At 71.8% G+C, this 19,357-nt stretch carries 20 protein-coding genes and 1 tRNA gene; 12 read left to right on the top strand and 9 right to left on the bottom strand.

Features of this window, described 5'->3' with window-relative positions; genetic code table 11:
* The first annotated feature begins 262 nt into the window (after positions 1–262).
* The 4 genes from AC3IF1_RS16895 to AC3IF1_RS16880 all read left to right on the top strand — a co-directional run bounded on the left by AC3IF1_RS16895 (position 263) and on the right by AC3IF1_RS16880 (position 2,533).
* On the top strand, positions 263–796 hold the full coding sequence (locus tag AC3IF1_RS16895) for a hypothetical protein (protein ID WP_489218553.1): 534 nt from the start codon (positions 263–265) through the stop codon (positions 794–796).
* A 4-nt stretch (positions 797–800) separates the two neighbouring features.
* Positions 801–1,214: a phage holin family protein gene (locus tag AC3IF1_RS16890; protein WP_243966272.1), complete on the top strand. Its 414-nt coding sequence runs from the start codon at positions 801–803 to the stop codon at positions 1,212–1,214.
* A 5-nt stretch (positions 1,215–1,219) separates the two neighbouring features.
* The gene (locus AC3IF1_RS16885; protein WP_243966271.1) at positions 1,220–1,591 is read left to right on the top strand and encodes a DUF3618 domain-containing protein; all 372 of its coding nucleotides are present in this window, start codon (positions 1,220–1,222) and stop codon (positions 1,589–1,591) included.
* A 111-nt stretch (positions 1,592–1,702) separates the two neighbouring features.
* Positions 1,703–2,533, top strand: a complete 831-nt coding sequence (locus AC3IF1_RS16880) for a hypothetical protein (protein WP_489218552.1) — start codon at positions 1,703–1,705, stop codon at positions 2,531–2,533.
* 125 nt (positions 2,534–2,658) lie between these two features.
* Here the strand turns inward: AC3IF1_RS16880 and AC3IF1_RS16875 are convergent, their stop codons facing one another.
* From AC3IF1_RS16875 to AC3IF1_RS16865, 3 genes are all read right to left on the bottom strand, one after another.
* Positions 2,659–4,176, bottom strand: a complete 1,518-nt coding sequence (locus AC3IF1_RS16875; RefSeq protein ID WP_489218551.1) for a malonate--CoA ligase — start codon at positions 4,174–4,176, stop codon at positions 2,659–2,661.
* 120 nt (positions 4,177–4,296) lie between these two features.
* Complete coding sequence (locus tag AC3IF1_RS16870) at positions 4,297–5,706, bottom strand: malonyl-CoA decarboxylase (protein WP_489218550.1); 1,410 nt, start codon at positions 5,704–5,706, stop codon at positions 4,297–4,299.
* Between the two features lie 257 nt (positions 5,707–5,963).
* On the bottom strand, positions 5,964–6,155 hold the full coding sequence (locus tag AC3IF1_RS16865) for a hypothetical protein (protein WP_192709409.1): 192 nt from the start codon (positions 6,153–6,155) through the stop codon (positions 5,964–5,966).
* Between the two features lie 344 nt (positions 6,156–6,499).
* Here AC3IF1_RS16865 and AC3IF1_RS16860 point away from each other — a divergent pair, with 344 nt between their 5' ends.
* Positions 6,500–7,663 (top strand): MFS transporter, encoded by a 1,164-nt coding sequence (locus AC3IF1_RS16860; protein ID WP_489218547.1) that lies wholly within the window; start codon positions 6,500–6,502, stop codon positions 7,661–7,663.
* On the opposite strand, the gene cobD is transcribed toward AC3IF1_RS16860, so the two are convergent.
* Complete coding sequence (cobD, locus tag AC3IF1_RS16855) at positions 7,656–8,675, bottom strand: threonine-phosphate decarboxylase CobD (RefSeq protein ID WP_489218546.1); 1,020 nt, start codon at positions 8,673–8,675, stop codon at positions 7,656–7,658. The genes AC3IF1_RS16860 and cobD overlap by 8 nt on opposite strands.
* Here cobD and cbiB point away from each other — a divergent pair.
* Positions 8,667–9,662: an adenosylcobinamide-phosphate synthase CbiB gene (cbiB, locus tag AC3IF1_RS16850; protein WP_489218545.1), complete on the top strand. Its 996-nt coding sequence runs from the start codon at positions 8,667–8,669 to the stop codon at positions 9,660–9,662. The two genes, cobD and cbiB, sit on opposite strands and share 9 nt — an antisense overlap.
* Before the next feature lie 107 nt (positions 9,663–9,769).
* Positions 9,770–10,684: an NAD(P)-dependent oxidoreductase gene (locus AC3IF1_RS16845; protein ID WP_489218544.1), complete on the top strand. Its 915-nt coding sequence runs from the start codon at positions 9,770–9,772 to the stop codon at positions 10,682–10,684.
* A gap of 399 nt (positions 10,685–11,083) precedes the next feature.
* Here AC3IF1_RS16845 and AC3IF1_RS16840 read toward each other — a convergent pair whose 3' ends face one another.
* The 3 genes from AC3IF1_RS16840 to AC3IF1_RS16830 form a co-directional block, all read right to left on the bottom strand.
* Positions 11,084–11,239 (bottom strand): hypothetical protein, encoded by a 156-nt coding sequence (locus tag AC3IF1_RS16840; protein ID WP_243966235.1) that lies wholly within the window; start codon positions 11,237–11,239, stop codon positions 11,084–11,086.
* A gap of 122 nt (positions 11,240–11,361) precedes the next feature.
* A complete protein-coding gene (locus AC3IF1_RS16835; RefSeq protein WP_489218542.1) occupies positions 11,362–12,705 on the bottom strand; it encodes an MFS transporter in 1,344 nt (447 codons plus the stop codon).
* Positions 12,706–12,888: 183 nt separating this feature from the next.
* On the bottom strand, positions 12,889–14,346 hold the full coding sequence (locus AC3IF1_RS16830; RefSeq protein ID WP_489218541.1) for a cobyric acid synthase: 1,458 nt from the start codon (positions 14,344–14,346) through the stop codon (positions 12,889–12,891).
* 56 nt (positions 14,347–14,402) lie between these two features.
* Here AC3IF1_RS16830 and AC3IF1_RS16825 point away from each other — a divergent pair, with 56 nt between their 5' ends.
* Positions 14,403–14,822 (top strand): RusA family crossover junction endodeoxyribonuclease, encoded by a 420-nt coding sequence (locus AC3IF1_RS16825; RefSeq protein ID WP_489218540.1) that lies wholly within the window; start codon positions 14,403–14,405, stop codon positions 14,820–14,822.
* Positions 14,819–15,469 carry a hypothetical protein gene (locus tag AC3IF1_RS16820; protein ID WP_489218539.1) on the top strand — a complete coding sequence of 217 codons (651 nt, stop codon included), beginning with the start codon at positions 14,819–14,821 and terminating at the stop codon, positions 15,467–15,469. Before AC3IF1_RS16825 ends, AC3IF1_RS16820 begins: the two co-directional genes overlap by 4 nt.
* Before the next feature lie 6 nt (positions 15,470–15,475).
* On the opposite strand, the gene cobO is transcribed toward AC3IF1_RS16820, so the two are convergent.
* A complete protein-coding gene (cobO, locus tag AC3IF1_RS16815) occupies positions 15,476–16,078 on the bottom strand; it encodes a cob(I)yrinic acid a,c-diamide adenosyltransferase (protein ID WP_489218538.1) in 603 nt (200 codons plus the stop codon).
* Positions 16,075–16,581 (bottom strand): bifunctional adenosylcobinamide kinase/adenosylcobinamide-phosphate guanylyltransferase, encoded by a 507-nt coding sequence (gene cobU / locus AC3IF1_RS16810; RefSeq protein ID WP_489220402.1) that lies wholly within the window; start codon positions 16,579–16,581, stop codon positions 16,075–16,077. Before cobU ends, cobO begins: the two co-directional genes overlap by 4 nt.
* A gap of 124 nt (positions 16,582–16,705) precedes the next feature.
* Here cobU and AC3IF1_RS16805 point away from each other — a divergent pair.
* From AC3IF1_RS16805 to AC3IF1_RS16795, 3 genes are all read left to right on the top strand, one after another.
* A tRNA-Glu gene (locus AC3IF1_RS16805) sits at positions 16,706–16,781 on the top strand.
* Between the two features lie 360 nt (positions 16,782–17,141).
* The gene (locus tag AC3IF1_RS16800) at positions 17,142–17,816 is read left to right on the top strand and encodes a hypothetical protein (RefSeq protein WP_489218536.1); all 675 of its coding nucleotides are present in this window, start codon (positions 17,142–17,144) and stop codon (positions 17,814–17,816) included.
* Between the two features lie 348 nt (positions 17,817–18,164).
* A protein-coding gene (locus AC3IF1_RS16795) for an IS3 family transposase (RefSeq protein ID WP_489220288.1) occupies positions 18,165–19,333 on the top strand; the annotation gives its coding sequence in 2 pieces (ribosomal slippage) (positions 18,165–18,429 and positions 18,429–19,333; 1,170 coding nt in all).
* Positions 19,334–19,357 lie beyond the last annotated feature (24 nt).

Raw genomic sequence — 19,357 nt, 5'->3', positions numbered from 1 at the left:
CCCGTCGAGGCCTTTCCCGCCGGGCCGACCGCGTGCGCGGCGGTGACGGCCCCTCGGGTCCCCGTTGTCGAAGCGTGGCGGTTCTGCCAGACCGTGCCTGAACGCGGACTGAGCGGCGCCGCGAGTCGCGTCCGGAACGGGCATCGGTCCGGCCTGCACGTGGCACCGGAACCGGTCACAGCCCAGTCGGTTACTCAGCCATCGCGGGGGCCGCGGTCGCCGCGAGCGGCGGCGTCCCCGCGTCGCGAGGAGTGTTTTCGAGATGGCCGGCACTGAGTTCCCGCAGAACGCGCCCAAGGATCCGCTGAAGGATCCGCCCCACGAGCCGTCCCAGGAGGCACCCCACGGGGCGACCCCGGAGCGCGCCCAGTGGCGTGCCCTGCAGGGTGACGTCGAGGGGCTGGCCGACGTGGCGGCCGAGCGCGGGCGCGGTCTCCTGGACGCAGCCCGGGTCCAGGCGCAGACCTATGTCGAGCAGCGCAAGAGCGACGCCGCGCAGTCGGTCCACGATCTGGCGCAGACGATCCGCAATTCCGGCCGCGACCTCGGCGACAAGCCGAACGTGCGCGCCTTCTTCGACAACGCCGCCGACGGGCTGGAGCAGCTCGGCTCGCAGATCGAGCGACGCAGCCTCGGCGATTTCTATAGCGAGGCTGAATCCTTCGCCCGGCGGGCGCCGGTGGCGGTGGCGGTGGGCACCTTCGTGGCCGGCCTGATCGCCGCCCGCTTCATCAAGTCGTCGAGCCTGCCGCCGGAGGCGTCGGACGGCGACGCCCGCGACAGCTTCCGGGCCTGACGCCATGGCCCAGGGTCCAGATCCGCGCCAGACCGGCGCCTCCAGCATCCAGAGCCTGATCGGCGATGCCCTGCGCGAGACCAACGAGCTCGCCCGCAAGGAGATCGCCCTGTTCCGGGCCGAGATGGCTGGCAACGTTCGCCAGCTCATCGTCGGCCTCGCCTGCATGGTCGGCTCGGCGGTGTTCGCCGTGGTCGCCCTGCTGGTCCTGATCGGGGCCTTCGTGAAGTGGCTCGCCACCATCGTCGGATCGGAGTGGCTCTCCGCCCTGATCGTCGGCGGCGTGCTGCTGGCCCTCGCCCTCGGCATGGCCCTGTGGGCGCGCAGCGTCCTCTCCCTCTCGACCCTGGCCCCGACGCGCACGACGCGTCAGGTCCGCCAGGATGCCCAGGCCCTGTCGGAGCGCGTGTCCGGATGAGTACGATGAACGACCTCGAGAAGGAGATCGAGGAGAGCCGCGCCCGGCTCGACGACACGATCGACCGCATCCAGGGCCGGCTCTCGGTGCCGAACCTCGTGGACGAGATGCTGGGCAATGCCCGGCGCGTGCCGGCCCTGAACAGCACCTACGACAGCGCGCTGGACGCGGTGCGGCGCAACCCCGTGCCGGTGCTGCTGATCGCGGCCGGCGTGGGCCTGCTGGTCAACCGGATGGCGCGCGACGCCCAGCGCCGGCGGACGGAGGTCTCGGCCGAACGCGTGGCCGCCCTGAACACCGGCACGGCGCGCGGCTACGACCCCGATCTCCCGACCGCGCGCCCGGCGCGCGATCCCCTGGACAAGACCGAGATCTGACACCCCGGCAGGACCGGACACGAACGACCCGAGGCCGGCCGAGCGGCCGGAACGAACGGCGCCGCCCGCGGACAACCGCGCGCCGCCGAGAGGACATCCGAGGACAGCGCCATGACCGACAAGCCGGGCACCCCCGCCACCCCCTCCCGCACCCCCGAGCAGATCGCCGCCGAGGCGGGCATGCCGCACGGAACCAGCGACAGGAGCCTCCGCCCGGATCCGGCCGGCCTCGGCGATCCCGGAGCGCCGGGCACGGCGGCGGGTGACTTCACCCTTCGGCCCGACCCGCGCGGCTTGCACGATCCGATGCCGCATGGCGCCGCGCCGCTCTCGAGCGGCGGCTATGCGAGCGGCGGCTCCACGACGTCCGCGCACGCGGACGCGGCGTCCGCCACGGTGAAGGAAGGCGTCCAGGCGGCGGGTGATAAGGCCGCCGACCTCGCGGGACAGGCGGGCCGGACCGTGTCGGACCTCGCCGACGACCTCAACGGCCGTCTGGGCGGCGCCGCCGATCAGGCCCGCGAACGCGCCTCGGCGGCCTACGACGACGTGCGCGAGCGGGCGGGCGCACTCCACAGGCGCAACCTGCGGGCGCTCGACGACCTGACCAGCCAGGGGATCGACGGCCTCCAGCGCGGCCGTACCGCCGTGGAACGATTCGTGGACGACAACCCGCTCCTCGTCGGGGTGGTCGGCGTCGCGGCCGGCCTGCTGCTCGGTGCGCTGCTGCCGCGCACCCGCCAGGAGGACCGGAGCATCGGCCCCTGGGCCGACGAAGTGCGCGACCAGGGCCTGCGCTACGCCCGCGAGGTGACCAGTATCGGCCGCGAGTTCGTCCAGACCGCCCTCGACCCGGACAATCTCAACGCCGCCGCCCGCAAGGTGACCGATCCGGACGACCACACGCCGCCGGAGGGCGAGCGGACGCAGCACAACCTCTGAACCGGGTTACGGCGCAAGCCGTACCCGCACCGTTATCAGGTGCGGGCGCAGTGACCCTGGGTCACTGCGCTCGCGAAGATGGCAGAGGTATTCTTTCGCACCGGGGACCGAACCGGGAGCCTCAATCAGTCCCTGTACAGCCCCGCATACGCCTCCCGGAGCAGGTTCTTCTGAACCTTGCCCATGGTGTTGCGCGGCAACTCGTCCACGAACAGGACGCGCTTGGGGCATTTGAAGCGGGCGAGCCGACTCTCCAGGGCGGCCTGCACCCCGGCCTCGTCCGGGCATCCCGGGCCGCCCACCACCACGGCGGTGACCGCCTCGCCGAAATCGGGATGGCCCAAACCGATCACCGCGGATTCGACCACGCCAGGCAGGGCATCGATCTCGGTCTCGACCTCCTTCGGGTAGACGTTGAAGCCCCCCGAGATGATCAGGTCCTTGCCGCGCCCGACGATGTGGACGTAGCCCTGTGGATCGACCTTGCCGAGATCGCCGGTGATGAAGAACCCGTCGGCCCGGAACTCGGCGGCGGTCTTCTCGGGCATCCGCCAGTAGCCCTGGAACACGTTCGGGCCCTTCACCTCGATCATCCCGACCGCGTCAGGACCGAGGATCGCGCCCCCCTCCGGATCGACCACCCGCAGGGACACGCCCGGCAGCGGGAACCCGACCGTGCCGGCGACCCGGTCGCCCGCGTAGGGGTTCGAGGTGCTCATGTTGGTCTCGGTCATGCCGTAGCGCTCGAGGATGGCGTGGCCGGTGCGGGCCTGCCACTCCCGGTGGGTCTCGGCGAGCAGCGGCGCCGAGCCCGACACGAACAGGCGCATGCCCGCGGCGGCCTCGGGCGTGAGGCCCGGCTCCTTCAGGAGGCGCGTGTAGAAGGTCGGCACGCCCATCAGGACGGTGGCCCGGGGCATCAGAGTCAGGATCAGCTTCGGGTCGAGCCGGGGCAGGAACAGCATCGCGCCGCCGCTCGCCAGCACGGTGTTGGTCGCCACGAACAGCCCGTGGGTGTGGAACACCGGCAGGGCATGGATCAGCACGTCGTCGGCGGTGAAGCGCCAGGACTCCACCAGCGTCCGGGCGTTCGACGCGAGGTTGTCGTGGGTCAGCATGGCGCCCTTGGAGCGCCCGGTCGTGCCGGAGGTGTAGAGGATCGCCGCGAGATCCTCCGGGCCCCGGGGCACGTCGGCGAAGTCGCGGCCCGCCGCCCCCGCCCGGTCCGCCGCCTCGGCGGCGCTGCCGCCGCCGGCGGCGTCGAGGGTCCAGACCTGGCGGACACCGGACGCCGCCTCGGCGAGCGCGTCGCGCCGGCCGGGGTCGCAGACGAACACGGCCGGCTCCGCGTCGCCCAGGAAGTAGCCGATCTCGGCCGGGGTGTAGGCGGTGTTGAGCGGCAGGAACACGGCGCCGGCCCGGACCACACCCAGGTAGAGAAAAATGACCTCCGGGCTCTTCTCAACCTGCACGGCCACCCGGTCGCCGGGCGCGACGCCCGCCGCCCGCAGGGCCGCCGCATAGGCGCCGGCGCGGGCGATCAGGTCCGCGTAGGTGTATCGGCGGCCCTCCGGCGTCTCGATCACCGGCTTGGCGGGATCGGGTACGCCGTCCCGAATCAGGGAGAAGAGGTGGTTGGTCATCGGGCGGCTTGAATTGTCGCGGGCCTTCGTGTCGCCCGCACCCATAGCCGCCTCAGGGGCCTCCCGGCGAGCCCTTTCAGGCGGCGAGCCGCTGCCGCGATGACAGAAGGCGCCCCCGGCTCACGCCTCGGCCAGCACCACGGCGCGCGGGGGCGGCAGCTTGGCGCGCAACTCCCGGCTCACCGCCGGGGATGCCACCACCGTGCCGAGATTGGCGTAGGTCTCGTGGTTCCGCTCGATGGCGGCGAGGTCGTAGAGGTAGTTCACCATCAGGCCGTGGGCCTGGGACAGGCCCTTCTGCGAGGTGTCGCCGAGGAAATTGATCCGGTCGAGGCGCGCGCCGTTGCCGAGGTGGAACCGGGCCACCGGGTCGAGGGGGCGCCCGCGCTCGTTCTTGGCGCGCAGGAAATAGGCCGCCGCCGCCGGGATCAGCGCCTTGCGCACCGCCTCGACCCGGGTCTTGTCGGCGGCCCAGTCCGGATCGTCCAGCGCCCGCAGGGTCTCGACGTCCTCGGGCAGGAGACCCTGCGGGCTGTCGGCCCGGCGCTCCCGGGCGAGCCACGCGGAAAAGCCCGGCACCGGCGACAGCGTCACGAAGGTCTTGAGCGTCGGGACCTCGCGGGTGAGATCCTCGACCACCTGCTTGATCAGGAAATTGCCGAAGGTGACCCCGGCCAGGCCCTTCTGGCAGTTCGAGATCGAGTAAAACACCGCCGTGTTGGCCGCCTGCGGCTGCAGCGGCTTGCGCTCCCGCGACAGGATCGGCGCGATGGCCGGCACGATCTGGTCGGTGAGCGCCACCTCCACGAAGATCAGCGGCTCGTCGGCCAGCGCCGGGTGGAAGAACGCGAAGCAGCGCCGGTCCGGCGGCTCGATCCGGGCGCGCAGGTCGTCCCAGCCGGAGATGGCGTGCACCGCCTCGTAGCGGATGATCTTCTCCAGGATATGCGCCGGCGTGGTCCAGTCGACGTGGCGCAGCACCAGGAAGCCGCGGTTGAACCACGAGGCGAACAGGTGCTCGAAATCGCAATCCAGGCTGTCGACCGCGTCCAGCAGGTCGGGATCCGAATCCTCGCCGGAGCGGAGCGTCCGGCGCAGGTCGAACAGGTCCTCGCGCATCCGCACGAGGCTCAGCGTGCCGCCCCGGGCGAGGTTGAGGCGGCGGATCAACTCCTGGCTGCGCGGCTCGGCCGCGTCGTGCAGGCTGCCGAGCCGCGCCCGGGTCGGGGCGGCCCGGTAGGCGGCGATCGCCGCGTCCACGGCGGCATGGTCCGCGTCGAAGTCGAGGGCGATGGCCCGGAGGAAGGCGTGGCGCTCCGCCTGGCCGAAGCTCGCGTAGCGGTCGAGGATCAGGCGGGCCAGCGCCACCCCCGAGGCCTCGCCCCGCCGGGAGATCAGATCCTCGCACAGCTTGACGAGGTCGCCCGCGCTCGCCCGGGAGGCCAGGTCGCCGCGCCCGATGCCGATCAGGTCGCGGCCGCGCTCGCTGATGGTCTGAAGCAGGTCGCCGAAGAAGGAGATCGCCGCCATGACCCTCGCACTGGCTCCCGTCGGCCCGGACTCGAAGCGCGTCCCGCTCCCCGGCGCCGATTCGCCGTTCGGACGCGGGCGCACCCGGATACGCGTGCCGCCGGCCCCCGCCGGGGAGGCCGGATCGGCATCCCGATCCTGCCGGCCATTCTACGGCGGTGCGGGCGCTGCGACCAGAGCTTGAGCGTCCGCCGGGTGCGAAGATCGAGCGTGCCGGTCCGGCACGAAGGTCGTGTGACGGACCGGGGCCGGGCGAATCAGAGCCGCTCGGCCACGGTGGCGAGGTCGGCCCGCTCGCGCCAGTCGCCGACGCCGTGCTGGCGGGCGAAGCGGAGTTCGGCCGCGCGGCGGGCGCGTTCGGGATCGCGGGCCCGGGTGATCTCGACGGAGCCGATCGTGAACGGCACTCCGAGGATTTCCTTGGCGAAGTCGACGCGGTAGTTCGGCATCCCGTACTCCCTGTTGCGGCGGTTCCTGCTGCGGTCGCACGGAACGAACCGCCCTCTCGTTCGTCGTCCGGTGCGGAACCGTGATCGGCTCGACGCCCGGCCTTCGTGTTGTGCGGCACCCGATCGTGCGCCACCGGCGCCGGCCCTGTCGATCGCATATGGTGCGACGGCGGCGGCCGTGAAGGGGCGCGGGGCGTGCCGGCAGGGATGCATCGCCGCAGCTTGCCGGCCGGCGCGCTGGGCCCGTATCGCTGACGGATCGAATGCCCTCCCCGAGACCCGGACCCGACCATGGCCCTTCCGCGGCGGCGTACCTGCCTGCCCTCGACCCAGCCGTGACGCCGATGCTCGACGCGAAAGCCCGTCTCGGCCTGACGCTGATCGCCGGTGGGGCGGTGGCCAACATCTACTACAACCAGCCTCTGCTCGGCCTGATCGTGGCCGAGTTCGGCGACCGCGCCGCCCTCTGGGTGCCGACCACGGCGCTCGTGGGTTACGGGCTCGGCATCGTCGGGCTCGTGCCCCTCGGCGACGCGCTGCCGCGGCGCGCGCTGATCGTGTGGCAGTGCCTCGGCCTCGCCCTGGCGCTCCTCGCGGTGGGGCTGGCGCCCAACCTCGCGAGCCTCGCCCTCGCCCATCTCGTCGTCGGCGTGTTCGCCTGCGCCGCCCAGCAGGCGGTGCCGTTCGCGGCCGAGCTCGCGCCGGATGCGAGCCGCGGGCGGGTCGTCGGCCAGGTGATGACCGGGCTGCTCACCGGCATCCTGCTCGCCCGCACGGCGAGCGGGTTCCTGGGGGCGCATCTCGGCTGGCGGCCGGTCTTCCTGGTCGCGGCCCTGCTGGCGCTGGTCATGGCGGGCATCGCCCGGGCGACCCTGCCCCAGACGGTGCAGACCCATCCCCTGCGCTACCGCGCCCTGATGCTGTCGATCCTCGACCTCGCCCGGACCCAGCCGGTGCTGCGCACGGCGAGCCTGTCGCAGGCGCTGCTGTTTGCCGCCTTCAACGCCTTCTGGGCGACCCTGGCGCTGCTGGTGGAGGGGCCGCCCTTCGGGCTCTCGGCCGCCGGGGCGGGGCTGTTCGGGGTGATCGGCGTCTGCGGGGCCTTCGTGGCACCCCTGTCGGGCCGCTTCACCGACCGGCGGGGGGCCAAGCCCGTGGTGCTCGGCGGCAGCCTCCTGGTCGCCCTGTCCTTCGTGGTGCTCTGGGCGGGCACGTGGTCGCTCGTCGCAGTGGCGCTCGGCGTCCTGCTCATCGACATCGGCATCAACGGCGCGCTCATCGCCAATCAGACCCGGGCCTACGCCCTGGTCCCAGGGGCGCGGGGGCGGATCAACACCGTGCTGTTCACGACCCTGTTCGTGTTCGGGGCGCTCGGTGCCTATGCCGGCTCGCAGGCCTTCCTGCTGGTCGGTTGGGCGGGGGTCTGCGCGGTCGGGTTCGCCTTCTCGGCGCTGGCCGTGCTGGTGGCGGCCCGCGATCCGCATCCGCCCGGGGGGCGCTCTACTTGAGCACCCGCGACAGCCGGCACCACGCCGCCTTCCCGGCCGGCAGGCCGAAGCGGAGGCGCTCCGGGCGCTCGGCGAAGCGCCGCACCGCGATCCCCGCCGCTGCGAGCCGCCGGTAGAGGTCCAGCCCGTCGGGAAACGCCGCGGTCCGGAACAGGCACGTGCCGCCGACGACGGTTCCGCCGCCCCGGGCGATCATCCGGTCGAGGCGGCCCGCATCCGCCGCCCGGGCCTGCGCGGCCTCCGCGCGCCACGCCGTATCCGACAGGGCGGCCGTTCCGATCGCCAGGGCCGGCCCGGACACCGCCCAGGGGCCGAGCGCCGTGGCGATCCGCTCCGCCGTCCCGGGATCGGCGACGGCGAATCCCAGGCGCAGGCCCGCGAGCCCGTAGGTCTTGCCGAAGGAGCGCAGCACCACGAGGCCCGGCGCCGCATGCGGGCACAGGCTCTCCACCGGCTCGAGATCCGCGAAGGCCTCGTCGGCCACCAGCAGGCCGCCGCGGGCGCCGAGCGCCGCGGCCAGGGCGCGGCGCGCCGCCAGCGGATGGGTCCGCCCGTCCGGATTGTTGGGATCGACGATCACAACGACCCGGGCATCGCCGACCGCTTCGGGGCCGGAGATCTCCGCCACCGCGTGCCCGGCCCGGGCCCAGGCGGCGGCATGCTCGGCATAGGTGGGCCCGAGGACCGCGACCCGGGTTGGGGCCAGGAGCCGGGGCAGGGTCTCGATCAGGATCTGGGTGCCGGGGGCGGCCACGACGTGACCGGCACCGGGGGCGCCGTAGGAAGCGGCGGCGGCCTCTCGGAGGGCCTGGACCTCGGCGGCTTCGGGCAGCCGCGTCCAGGCGCTGGCCTCCATCGGCGGCACGGGATAGGGGACCGGGTTGATCCCCGTCGAGAGGTCGAGCCACGGTTCCGGCGCGTCGGGAAAGGCCAGCCGCAGCGCGCCGAGATCGCCGCCATGGGCGATCGGGGCGGGCTCACGCGCGAGAACGTTCCACTCCGAATGGTCCATCTGCCCGGTACGTTTGCCGACACGCTCGCCATCCTCGCCCTCGCCCTCGGGATCGAGGCGGCGGCCGGCTACCCGGACGCGCTCTACAAGGCCATCGGCCACCCTGTCACCTGGATCGGCCGGCTGATCGCCGCCCTGGAGCGCGGCCTCAACCGCGGCGGCGCCTGGCGGCGCCGGGCCGCGGGCTGCCTCGCCCTGGCGCTCCTGCTCACCGCGGTGGGGCTGCCGGCGCTCGGCCTCACGGCTTTGGCGGGCCTCGCCGGCCCCCTCCCCGCCTGGCTGCTGCTCGGCCTGATCTGCGCCAGCCTGCCCGCGCAGCGCAGCCTGCACGACCACGTCGCCGCGGTGGAACGGGCCCTGCGCGCCGGCGGCCTGGAGGCCGGGCGCCGCGCGGTGGCGATGATCGTCGGGCGCGACCCCGAACGGCTCGATGCGCCGGCCGTGTGCCGCGCCGCCATCGAGAGCCTGTCGGAGAACTTCTCCGACGGGATCGTCGCGCCCGCCGTCTGGATCGGCGGACTCGGCCTCCCCGGCGGCGCGCTCTACAAGGCAATCAACACCGCCGACAGCATGATCGGCCACCGGACTCCGCGCTACGCCGCCTTCGGCTGGGCGGCGGCCCGGCTCGACGATCTGGTGAACCTGCCGGCCGCGCGGCTCGCCGGCCTGCTGATCGCCGGGGCGGCCGCCCTGCGCGGCGCCGACGCCCGCGGCGCGTTCCGGGCCATGGCCCGCGACGCCAGCCGCCACCGCTCGCCGAATGCCGGCTGGCCGGAGGCGGCGATGGCCGGCGCCCTCGGCCTGCGGCTCGCGGGACCGCGGGTCTACGACGGCGCCCTCGTCCCCGACGCCCATATGGGCGACGGCCGGGCCGAGGCCACGCCGGACGACATCGCCCGGGCGCTGGCGCTGTACCGAACGGCCTGCTGGCTCCAGGGCGGTCTCGTGCTGGGGCTTCTCGGCATCGGCCTTGCCCTGACGGCCTGATCCGGACCCTCTGCGCGCGCGACTTGGCGCGAGGCGACTTGGCGCGGCAGGGGCTTTGCACCGCCCGCGCACCGGACGCATCGTGGGGACGGAACAGGGAGATGCCGATGCGCGCGGTGTTCGTGGATGCCAACGAGACCCTGGCGGCGGTGGCCCGGCGCCTGCTGCGGCCGGACGACCCGCCCTTCGCGATCCACGCGGAGCCCGCCATCGGCCCGGAGGACCTGCCGGGGATCCTGGCCGGGGCCGCGGTCGCGGTGATCGACCACACCGCCCTCCCCCTGGCCGTGGCCCGCGCCTGCACGGGGCTGAAACACGTTGTCTTCCTCGGCACCGGCGCGCGCAGCTACATGGACCCGGAGGCGCTCCAGGCCGAGCTCGGCGTGACGGTCCACACCATCAAGGGCTACGGCGACACGGCGGTCGCCGAATGCGCCTTCGCGCTGATGTGGGCCGCCGCCCGGGGGATCGCCGCCATGGACCGGGGCATGCGTGCCGGATCTTGGCTCCGCACCGAGGGGATGCAGCTCACCGGCAAGACGGTGGGCCTCGTCGGGTTCGGCGGGATCGGGGCCGAGATGGCGCGGCTGTGCCAGGGCGTCGGCCTGCGGGTGCTCGCCTGGAACCGGACCCCGAAAACCCATCCGGGGGTCGCCTTCGTCGCGCTGGACCGGCTGCTCGCCGAGAGCGACGTGGTCTCGCTCCACCTGCTGCTGACCGACGAGACCCGCGGCTTCCTCTCGGCCGCGCGCCTCGCCGCGATGAAGCCCGGCGCCATCCTGATCAACACCGCCCGGGGCGCGGTGGTCGACGAGGCCGCCCTGGTCGAGGCCCTACGCACCGGGCCGATCGCGCAGGCCGGGCTCGACGTGTTCGCGGTCGAGCCGCTGCCGGCCGATCACCCGCTGGCCGGCCTGCCCAACGTCACCCTCTCGGCGCATTCGGCCTTCCGGACGCCGGAGGCCAGCGACAACCTGATCGGTGCCGCCCTCGACCATTGCCGGCGGATCGCCGCCGGCTGACGGCCGGTGATCCGCTCGGGGATCGAGGGATCCCAGAGGGCTTATGCCCAGCCCTCTGAAGGTGTTTCCGGATGTGCCGGGACACCGACCAGACGCGCTCTTTTCCCCACGGGGGCCACGAGGTTCTCACCGCGCCTCGGGAAGGCGTGACAGGCCCCCTCTCCCGGGCGGGAGGGGGGACCCGTGCCTCGTCCTGTGCCCGCGTGGCCCGGCTCGATCTGTGAATCCGCAAGCCCACACGGGAAGGCGAAACACGCTGCTCTTTCACGATGTCACAGCCGTGGATCGTGATACCCGCACCCAGCCCGGACACCTCGAAAGGGCTGGATCCCGGACCTTTCGAACCTGAGACCTTCGCTTATCGGCGCGGCCCCGCCTCGACCGGAGTCGACAACGCGCTCAGTGCTCGGTGCCCGGCATGTTGGGGCGCGGCGCGCCGCCGTGATGCTGGATCACGTTGGAGCGCTCCGGGCTGCCCTTGGCGTCGGCGACCTGCTTCCGGGCCGCGGCGGCCAGGAACCAGATGCCACCGAGCGTTCCGAAGGCGAGAATCATAAGCGGAAATCCCTGACTCATCGCGGTTTCCTCCTTGATGGCACCCCGCGGGCGCGCGGGGTCGCATCATCCTGCCGGTCGAGCCGGCTTGAGGAAGCATAACGCACCAAGCCGTCGGGTGTTCAGGCCGCCCGCGTCGCGGCCGGCACGCCCCGCCGCTCCGCGTCCCGGCGCAGGGCGGAGAGCACCACGAACATCAGGCCGGCCCCCACGGCGAGGCAGGCCGACAGGAACAGCATCGGCACGAGGTCGCTGCGGGTCTGGTCGCGGATGAACGGCACCGCGTTCTGTGCTACGAAGCCGCCGAGATTGCCCACCGAGTTGATCGCCGCGATCCCCGTCGCCGCCGAGGCGCCGCGCAGGAAGGTCCCGGGCATCGACCAGAAGACCGGCTGCGCCGAGAAGGTCCCGGCCGCCGCCACGCACAGGCAGGCGAACTTCACCGCGTCCCCCGGCAGGACGACGCTGAGCGCCAGCCCGGCCGCGCCGACCAAAGCCGGCCCGACCACGTGCCAGGTCAGGGCGTCGCCCTGCGCGCCGGTGCGGGCGGCGTGGCGCGGGACCCACCACAGGGCCACCGCCGTGGCCATCCAGGGGATGATGTTGAGGAAGCCGTTGGTCAGGTTCGAGACGCCGAAGCCCTTGACCACGGTCGGCAGCCAGTAGCCCAGGCCGTAGGCGGCCAGCGGCAGGCAGATGTAAACGCCGGCCAGCATCAGCACCCGCCGGTCGAGGAGCGCCGCGAACGGGTTGCCGTGATCGACATGGCCCCCGCCCGCGCGCTCCGCCTGGAGGGTCCGGGCGAGCCAGTCGCGCTGGGCCTGCGACAGCCAGGGTGCGGTCTCGGGCCCGTCGGGCAGGACGAGCAGGACGATCACGGCCATCAGGATCGCCGGCACTCCGGTGGCCAGGAACACCCATTGCCAGCCCGCGAGGCCGAGCACGCCGTTCAGGCCGAGGAGCGCCCCGCCGACCGCCGCGCCGACCGCGTTGGCCACCGCGCTGGCGATCATGAACCAGCCGATCATCCGGGCCCGGTGCCCCTGCGGGAACCACAGGGTGAGGGCGAACAGCACGCCCGGGAAGAAGCCGGCCTCGGCGACGCCGAGCAGGAAGCGCAGCACGTAGAACATCGCCGTGCCCCGGGTGAAGCCGAGCAGCACCGTGACGAGGCCCCAGGTGATCATGATCCGGGCGAACCAGATCCGCGCCCCGACCCGCTCCATGAACACGTTGGCCGGCACCTCGAACAGGAAGTAGCCGAGGAAGAACAGCGAGGCCCCGAGGCCGTAGGCGGTCTCGCTGAGGCCGAGGCTGCCGACCATCTCCAGCTTGGCGTAGGAGACGTTCTGCCGATCGATATAGGCGATCAGGTAGAGCAGACCGAGGAGCGGCATCAGCCGCAGGGTCACCGTGCGGACGGTGCGCGCGGCGAGATCTGCATCCGCGGGCGCTTGGATGGACATGCGGCGTTCCTCAACTCGCTGCGGCCCTTCGTCGCGAAGGCCTGCCACAGTCCTAAGCAGACTCGCGCCGGCAAGCCAACTCGCCGTCTGCTTCGGTTCTTCAGGAGGGGCAGGGTTTTGACGCGCGGCCACGGTGGGCCGGGCCGGCCTCTGCTTGCGCGCGTCTCGGAGCCGGGGCCGCGTCTACCGGGCGAGGGCCAGGAGCCGGTCGCAATCGACATGGGCCGCGATGTGCCGCGCGAGCCCGTCCAGCGCCGTCTCGACGCCCGCCTCGTAGCCCGCGCCGTCGGACGCGGCCCCGAGGCGCCCGAGCCAAGCCGCCCGCTGGGCATCCTGCGCGAACAGGCCGTGGACGTAGGTCCCGGCCACGCGCCCGTCCGCCGAGACCGCCCCGTCCAGGCGCCCGTCGGCCAGAAGCAGCAGCGGCCGGGCCGCGTCGGGGCCCGCCGTCGCGCCGATATGCATCTCGTAGCCGGAGAACGGCACGCCGTCGGGCAGGCTCGTGCCGGTGACCGCGGCGAGGCGCTTCTCGGGGGTCATCACGGTGTCGATGTCGAGGAGCCCGAGGCCCGGCACCGTGCGGGGCGCCCCCTCGATCCCGTGCGGGTCGGCGAGGGTGCGCCCGAGCATCTGGTAGCCGCCGCACAGGCCGAGCACCCGTCCGCCCCGGCGGACATGGGCGCGCAGGTCGATGTCCCAGCCCTCGGCGCGGAACCGGTCGAGATCGTCGATCGTGGTCTTGGAGCCCGGCAGCAGCACCAGGGCGGCCTCCGCGGGGATCGGCGTGCCGGGCTGGACCAGCACCACCGACACGCCGGGTTCGGCCCGCAGCGGGTCGAGATCGTCGAAATTGGCGATCCGCGGCAGGACCGGCACCGCCACCGTGACGGCCCCCGCCCCGCGCGGGCCCGAGCCGGCCAGGCCGAGCACGTCCTCGGCCGGCAGGCGGGCGGCCGCGGGGAAGTGGGGCACGAGGCCGAGCGCCGCCCAGCCGGTCCGCTCGGCGATCAGCCGCATCCCGTCGGAAAACAGGCTCGGGTCGCCGCGGAACCGGTTGACGATGAAGCCGGCGATCAGCGCGGCGTCCTCCGGCGCGATCACCGCCTTGGTGCCGACGAGGCTGGCGATCACCCCGCCCCGATCGATGTCGCCGACCAGCACCACCGGCGTGTCGGTGGCCCGGGCGAAGCCCATATTGGCGATGTCGCCCGCGCGCAGATTCACCTCGGAGGCCGAGCCCGCGCCCTCGACCAGGACCAGATCGGCCTCCGCGGCGAGCCGGGAAAAGCTTTCCAGGACGGCCGGCATGAGCTTCGGCTTCCAGGCCTGGTAGTCGCGGGCCTTCACGGTGGCGACCATCCGGCCCTGCACCACGACCTGGGATCCGACCTCGCTCTGGGGCTTGAGCAGGACCGGGTTCATGTGGACGGAGGGCGCCACCCGGGCGGCCCGGGCCTGGAGCGCCTGCGCCCGGCCGATCTCGCCGCCATCGGCGGTGACGGCGGCGTTGTTCGACATGTTCTGCGGCTTGAACGGCCGGACCCGCAGCCCCCGGTCGGTGAAGGCGCGCGCCAGCCCCGCCACGATCAGCGACTTGCCGACATCGGAGCCGGTGCCCTGGATCATCAGGGCCCGCCGCATCGGAGCCCTTGCTGGCCTGTCGGCATCGTCACATCCTGGGCATCGTACGAATCGAGATGGCCGTGGACCTGACCTTTCCGATCGAGTTCAACGTCCCGGGCACGCCCGTCTCGCTACAGGCCAAACGCGCCCGATCCAAGGAGGCGTGGAAGGAGAAGGTCCGGGCGGCGAGCCGTGGGGTCGTTCCGGAGGGGCATTTCGCCACCGAGCGGCCGGTTGCCGTCACGCTCTACTATTTCACGGCCCTGACCCGGACGGGGGACATCGACAACATCCTCAAGCCGACGCTGGATGCGCTGATCCGGCACATCTATCTCAACGACGGGCAGGTCGAGCGCATCGTCGCTCAGAAGTTCAAGCCCGGCGACGTCCTCCCCTTCGCTGCCCCGAGCCCGATCCTCACCGAGGCCCTGCAGAGCCCGAGACCGCTCGTGTATATCAAGCTGTCCGACGATCCCTTCGAGGACCTGACATGAGCGCCACGGAACGCGAGCGGCGAGTCCTCGACCTGATCACGTCGCGCCTGAAAGCCGAGGGCTACGACGTGTTCACGCAGCCGGCGCGCGGCCTGTTGCCGGCGTTCATGCGGGATTACCAGCCCGATGCCATCGCCCTCGGGCGCCCGAGGAACATTGCCATTGAAGTCGCCCGGGATGACACCGCCGCGCGGCCGCAGGCTGCTGCGCTGAGCGAGCGGTTTGCCCAGAGTCCGGATTGGGAATTGCGCATCGTCTATGCGCCGGAGGGCAGCGACGACCGGCCGGTACCCGGCGTGACCCGGGACGAGATCCCTGCGGCCCTCGCGCGGGTCGAGACCCTGCTCGCCGCGGACCATCCTGAGGCGGCCCTGCTGCTCGGCTGGTCGGTCCTCGAAGCGATCGGCCGCCTGCTCCTGCCCGGCGCGGTATCGCGCCCGCAACCGGCCGGCCAACTCCTCGAGCGGATGGCCCTGGAGGGCGTCGTGACGCCGGACGAGGCGGACCGGCTGCGGCAGCTCGCAAACCTGCGCAACCAAATCGCCCACGGCGCCCTCCGGGTGCGCGTCCCACGCGAGGCGGTCGCGGAGCTGATGGCCATCCTGCGCACGGTTCTCGCCGAGAGCGAGGCGCCGGCCGCGTCATAGGCCCGTTCAGAACTCGATCCCCTCCTGCGCCTTCACGCCGGCCGAGAAATGGTGCTTGACGCTGCCCATCTCGGTGACGAGGTCGGCGGCCTCGATCAGGGCCGGCTTGGCGTTGCGGCCGGTGACGACCACGTGCAGGTCCGGCCGGCGGTCCGTGAGGGCGGCCAGCACCGCGTCGAGGTCGAGGTAGTCGTAGCGGAGCGCGATGTTGAGCTCGTCGAGGACGAGCAGGCGGATCGTGGGATCGGCCATCAGCCCCGCGGCGACGTCCCAGGCGTGGCGGCAGGCGGCGATGTCCCGGGCCTTGTCCTGGGTCTCCCAGGTGAACCCCTCCCCGAGGGTATGCCAGGCGACCCGGTCGCCGAAGGCCGCCACCGCGTGGCGCTCGCCGGTGTCCCAGCCGCCCTTGATGAACTGCACCATGCCGACCCGCCAGCCGCGGCCGAGCGCCCGCAGCATCAGCCCGAGGGCGGCGGTGCTCTTGCCCTTGCCGGGGCCGGTATGGACCAGCAGCAGGCCCTTCTCGACGGTCTTGGCCGCCACCTCGGCGTCCTGGACGGCCTTGCGCTTCTCCATCTTGGCGCGGTGGCGGGTCGCGTCGTCGCTCATGCGGGGGCTCCTGGCTTCACGATGAGGGGCAGCCCGGCGACGGTGAACACGACCCGGTCGGCCCGGGCGGCGAGCCGCTGGTGCAGGCGCCCGGCCTCGTCGCGGAAGCGGCGGGCCAGGGCGTTGTCGGGCACGATCCCGAGCCCGACCTCGTTGCCGACCAGCACCAGCGGTCCCGGCGCGCCGGCGCAGGCGGCGAGCAGCCGCTCCACGGCCCCCGCCACGTCGGCCTCGGCCAGGATTAGGTTGGTGAGCCAGAGCGTGAGGCAGTCGACCAGGACGGGCCCCGCGGCCCCGGCCACCGCCTCCGGCAGGGCCAGGGGCACGTCGCGGGTGCGCCACGCCCCGGTGCGGCGCGCGCGATGCTGGGCGATGCGCGCGACCATCTCGTCGTCGAAGGCCTGCGCGGTGGCGAGGTAGAGCCACGGGCCGGGACAGGCCTCGATCAGCCCCTCCGCGTAGGCGCTCTTGCCGGACCGCGCCCCGCCGAGGACGAGGGTCATGCGAGGGGGAGGCTGCATGCCCCTCCATCGCCCCAAGCCGGCCTCCGGTCAAACCCGGGCGGTGTGGCGCTTCGGCGGTTGCCGGGCGCGCCGCCTCCGACTATAGAACCCCGGTCCCGCCAAAGCGCCCTTCGTCTAGCGGTCCAGGACGTCGCCCTTTCACGGCGAAAACACGGGTTCGATTCCCGTAGGGCGCGCCAACGAAATCAAGCACTTAGCTCAAGCCGCCGCACTCGGTGTCCAGTTTGTGTCCCGTCGAGCGGGCCGGACAGCCTTGGACGAAGCTGGCTTTGGTCGGCCATCAGCACGTCGCCAATTCATACCAACGAGGTGTCGCGCTAACCCGACGTGCGGCCGTTTGCTCGGAATGGATCAAGGCCATGCTCAATGATACGGTCCCAGCCTTTCGGTTTAACCGACCTCGTCCCCCCTCCCCCGCAACCCAGCCGCTTCACCGCCACGAGCCGTTGAGGGCGCATACCGAGCCGAATGCGGCAAAGCCTGCTAGTGAACCTGCCGCATCAGATCGAATCAGCGCCGAAGCTGAAAGCCGCGACGCCGTGGCTGCCGACGCCGAACACTTCTTGCATCAGGTCCGAGGTGCGGGAACGCAGCCGCTCGACAGCGCGGGTTGGCTGCAGCGGGCGGGTTTGAACATCCGCAAAGCATCGGACGCGCAGCACCTTGAGACCATCGCGCTCGCCTACGCCACATACATCCGAATCAGCGCCAGCCCACTGCAGACCGCGATCATGGCCGAGCTTGAAACGCTGAGCGGGCGCAAGCGCTCGCGCACGACCCACGACCTGCACCTGATAGTCGAGCGATTCGTCTCTTACGGCGGTGAGACCGCGGCCGAGCTGCTGGCGGCGCGCAAACTGATCAGTCGGGACGTGCGGGCGATCCAGCATCTCGAATCAGCCAAGGTGCTGCCGAGCCGGGTTCAGGCGCTTGCGGCCTCGCCGGGCGAAGGGTTGCACGCCTGGGCGCGTCAGCGGGCAGTGGCGAAGCGGGTGTCCTCATCCCCGCCGAATGCGATCGCGACTGCGCGTCAAGCGAAGGTCGAGGCACAGCAGCGCGCGCGGATCCACGAGGTGACGATCACGACTCGGCGGCCGGACGGTACGCGGAAGGCCCGGCAGCGGTACAGGATCTCCGGGGTGCTAAGTTCGGAGATTGCCGGGCTGCGGCGGCGCCTGAAGGGCCTGGAAGGACGATCCGCTCGCAAAGCTTAGCTGGGATGACCGAGCCGACAGCTGAGCGGCATCAGGTCAACCAAGTGCCGCTATGCGCCATCAGCGGAACTTCGGGCAAAACCACCTGAATGGCCGCTTAAAATCCGACAGCTGCCGTTGAGATGGAATGGTCGGTCCGGCGACCACAACGCCCTCATGTCGTGCTCCATAAAGTTGACCCTGACCTTTGGGCATCGATACGGTCGCCGTTATGGCCATGGCATACCCATACAGCCGTTTCCCGCGCCCGGAGCAGATGCACGGCGACAGCCTCAGCCGGCAGTGGCCTGCCCCCTGAAAAGTGGTCCTCCCTGAGGTATGGCTTCGCGCCATGTGGAGGATGTTATGATGCGTCGGAAGAAGCATACGGCTGAAGAGATCGTCGCGAAGCTGCGTCAGGTCGATGTTTTGGTCTCGCAGGGCCGCAAGGTCTCCGAAGCAATCCGATCCATCGAGGTGACGGAGGTCACGTACTATCGTTGGCGATCCGAGTACGGCGGCCTGAAGGGTGATCAGGTCAAGCGGCTGAAGTCCTTGGAGACGGAGAACCTGCGCCTGCGTCGGGCGATCTCGGACCTGACGCTGGAGAAGCTCATCCTGAAGGAGGCAGCTTCGGGAAACTTCTGAGCCCGGCTCGCCGCCGGGCTTGCGTCGACTACGTCGTGGCCGAGCATGGCGTGTCGGAACGGTTCGCTTGCCGCGTTCTTGGTCAGCACCGCTCGACACAGCGCAAGCGCGCCGTGGTGGTCGAGGACGAGGCGGCATTGACCGCCGCCATCGTCGCACTGGCTCTCCAGTACGGGCGCTACGGCTACCGTCGGATCACGGCGATGCTCCGCCGCGATGGCTGGACGGTGAACGTGAAGCGGGTCGAACGGATCTGGCGGCTGGAGGGGCTCAAGGTTCCAGCGCGACAGCCGAAGCGAGCCCGCCTCTGGCTCAACGATGGCTCCTGCCTCCGTTTGCGGCCGGAGCGGCCCGGCCACGTCTGGTCTTACGACTTCGTCGAGCACCGCACGCACAATGGGCGCAAGTATCGGATGCTGAACGTGGTCGATGAGTTCACCCGTGAGTGCCTGGCCATCCGTGTGTCCCGTAAGCTGAAGGCGTACGACGTGATCGATGTCCTCTCGGATCTGTTCAGCCTGCGCGGCGTGCCCGAGCATATCCGTTCGGACAATGGCCCGGAGTTCATCGCCAAAGCCGTCCAAGACTGGATCACAGCGGTCGGCTCGAAGACGGCTTACATCGAGCCGGGCAGTCCTTGGGAAAACGGGTACTGCGAGAGCTTCAACGCGAAGCTACGGGATGAACTCCTCAACGGCGAGGTGTTCTACACCCTCAAGGAAGCCAGCGTCGTGATCGAGCGATGGCGGAGGTACTACAACAGCATCCGACCCCACTCGTCACTCGGCTACTGCCCGCCTGCGCCGGAGGTCGTCATCCGGCCACCGGAACCGGGCGGCTCAGTACCGTCCGCTCGCCCCGCCATCGTCACGCGACCGACGATGCACTAACTTCAAACCTGGGCCACCGGATGG

It is taken from the genome of Methylobacterium sp. E-012 (assembly GCF_057836545.1).
The sequence above is the reverse complement of the archived record's forward strand: the minus strand, read 5'-3'. Positions and strand labels throughout refer to the sequence as shown.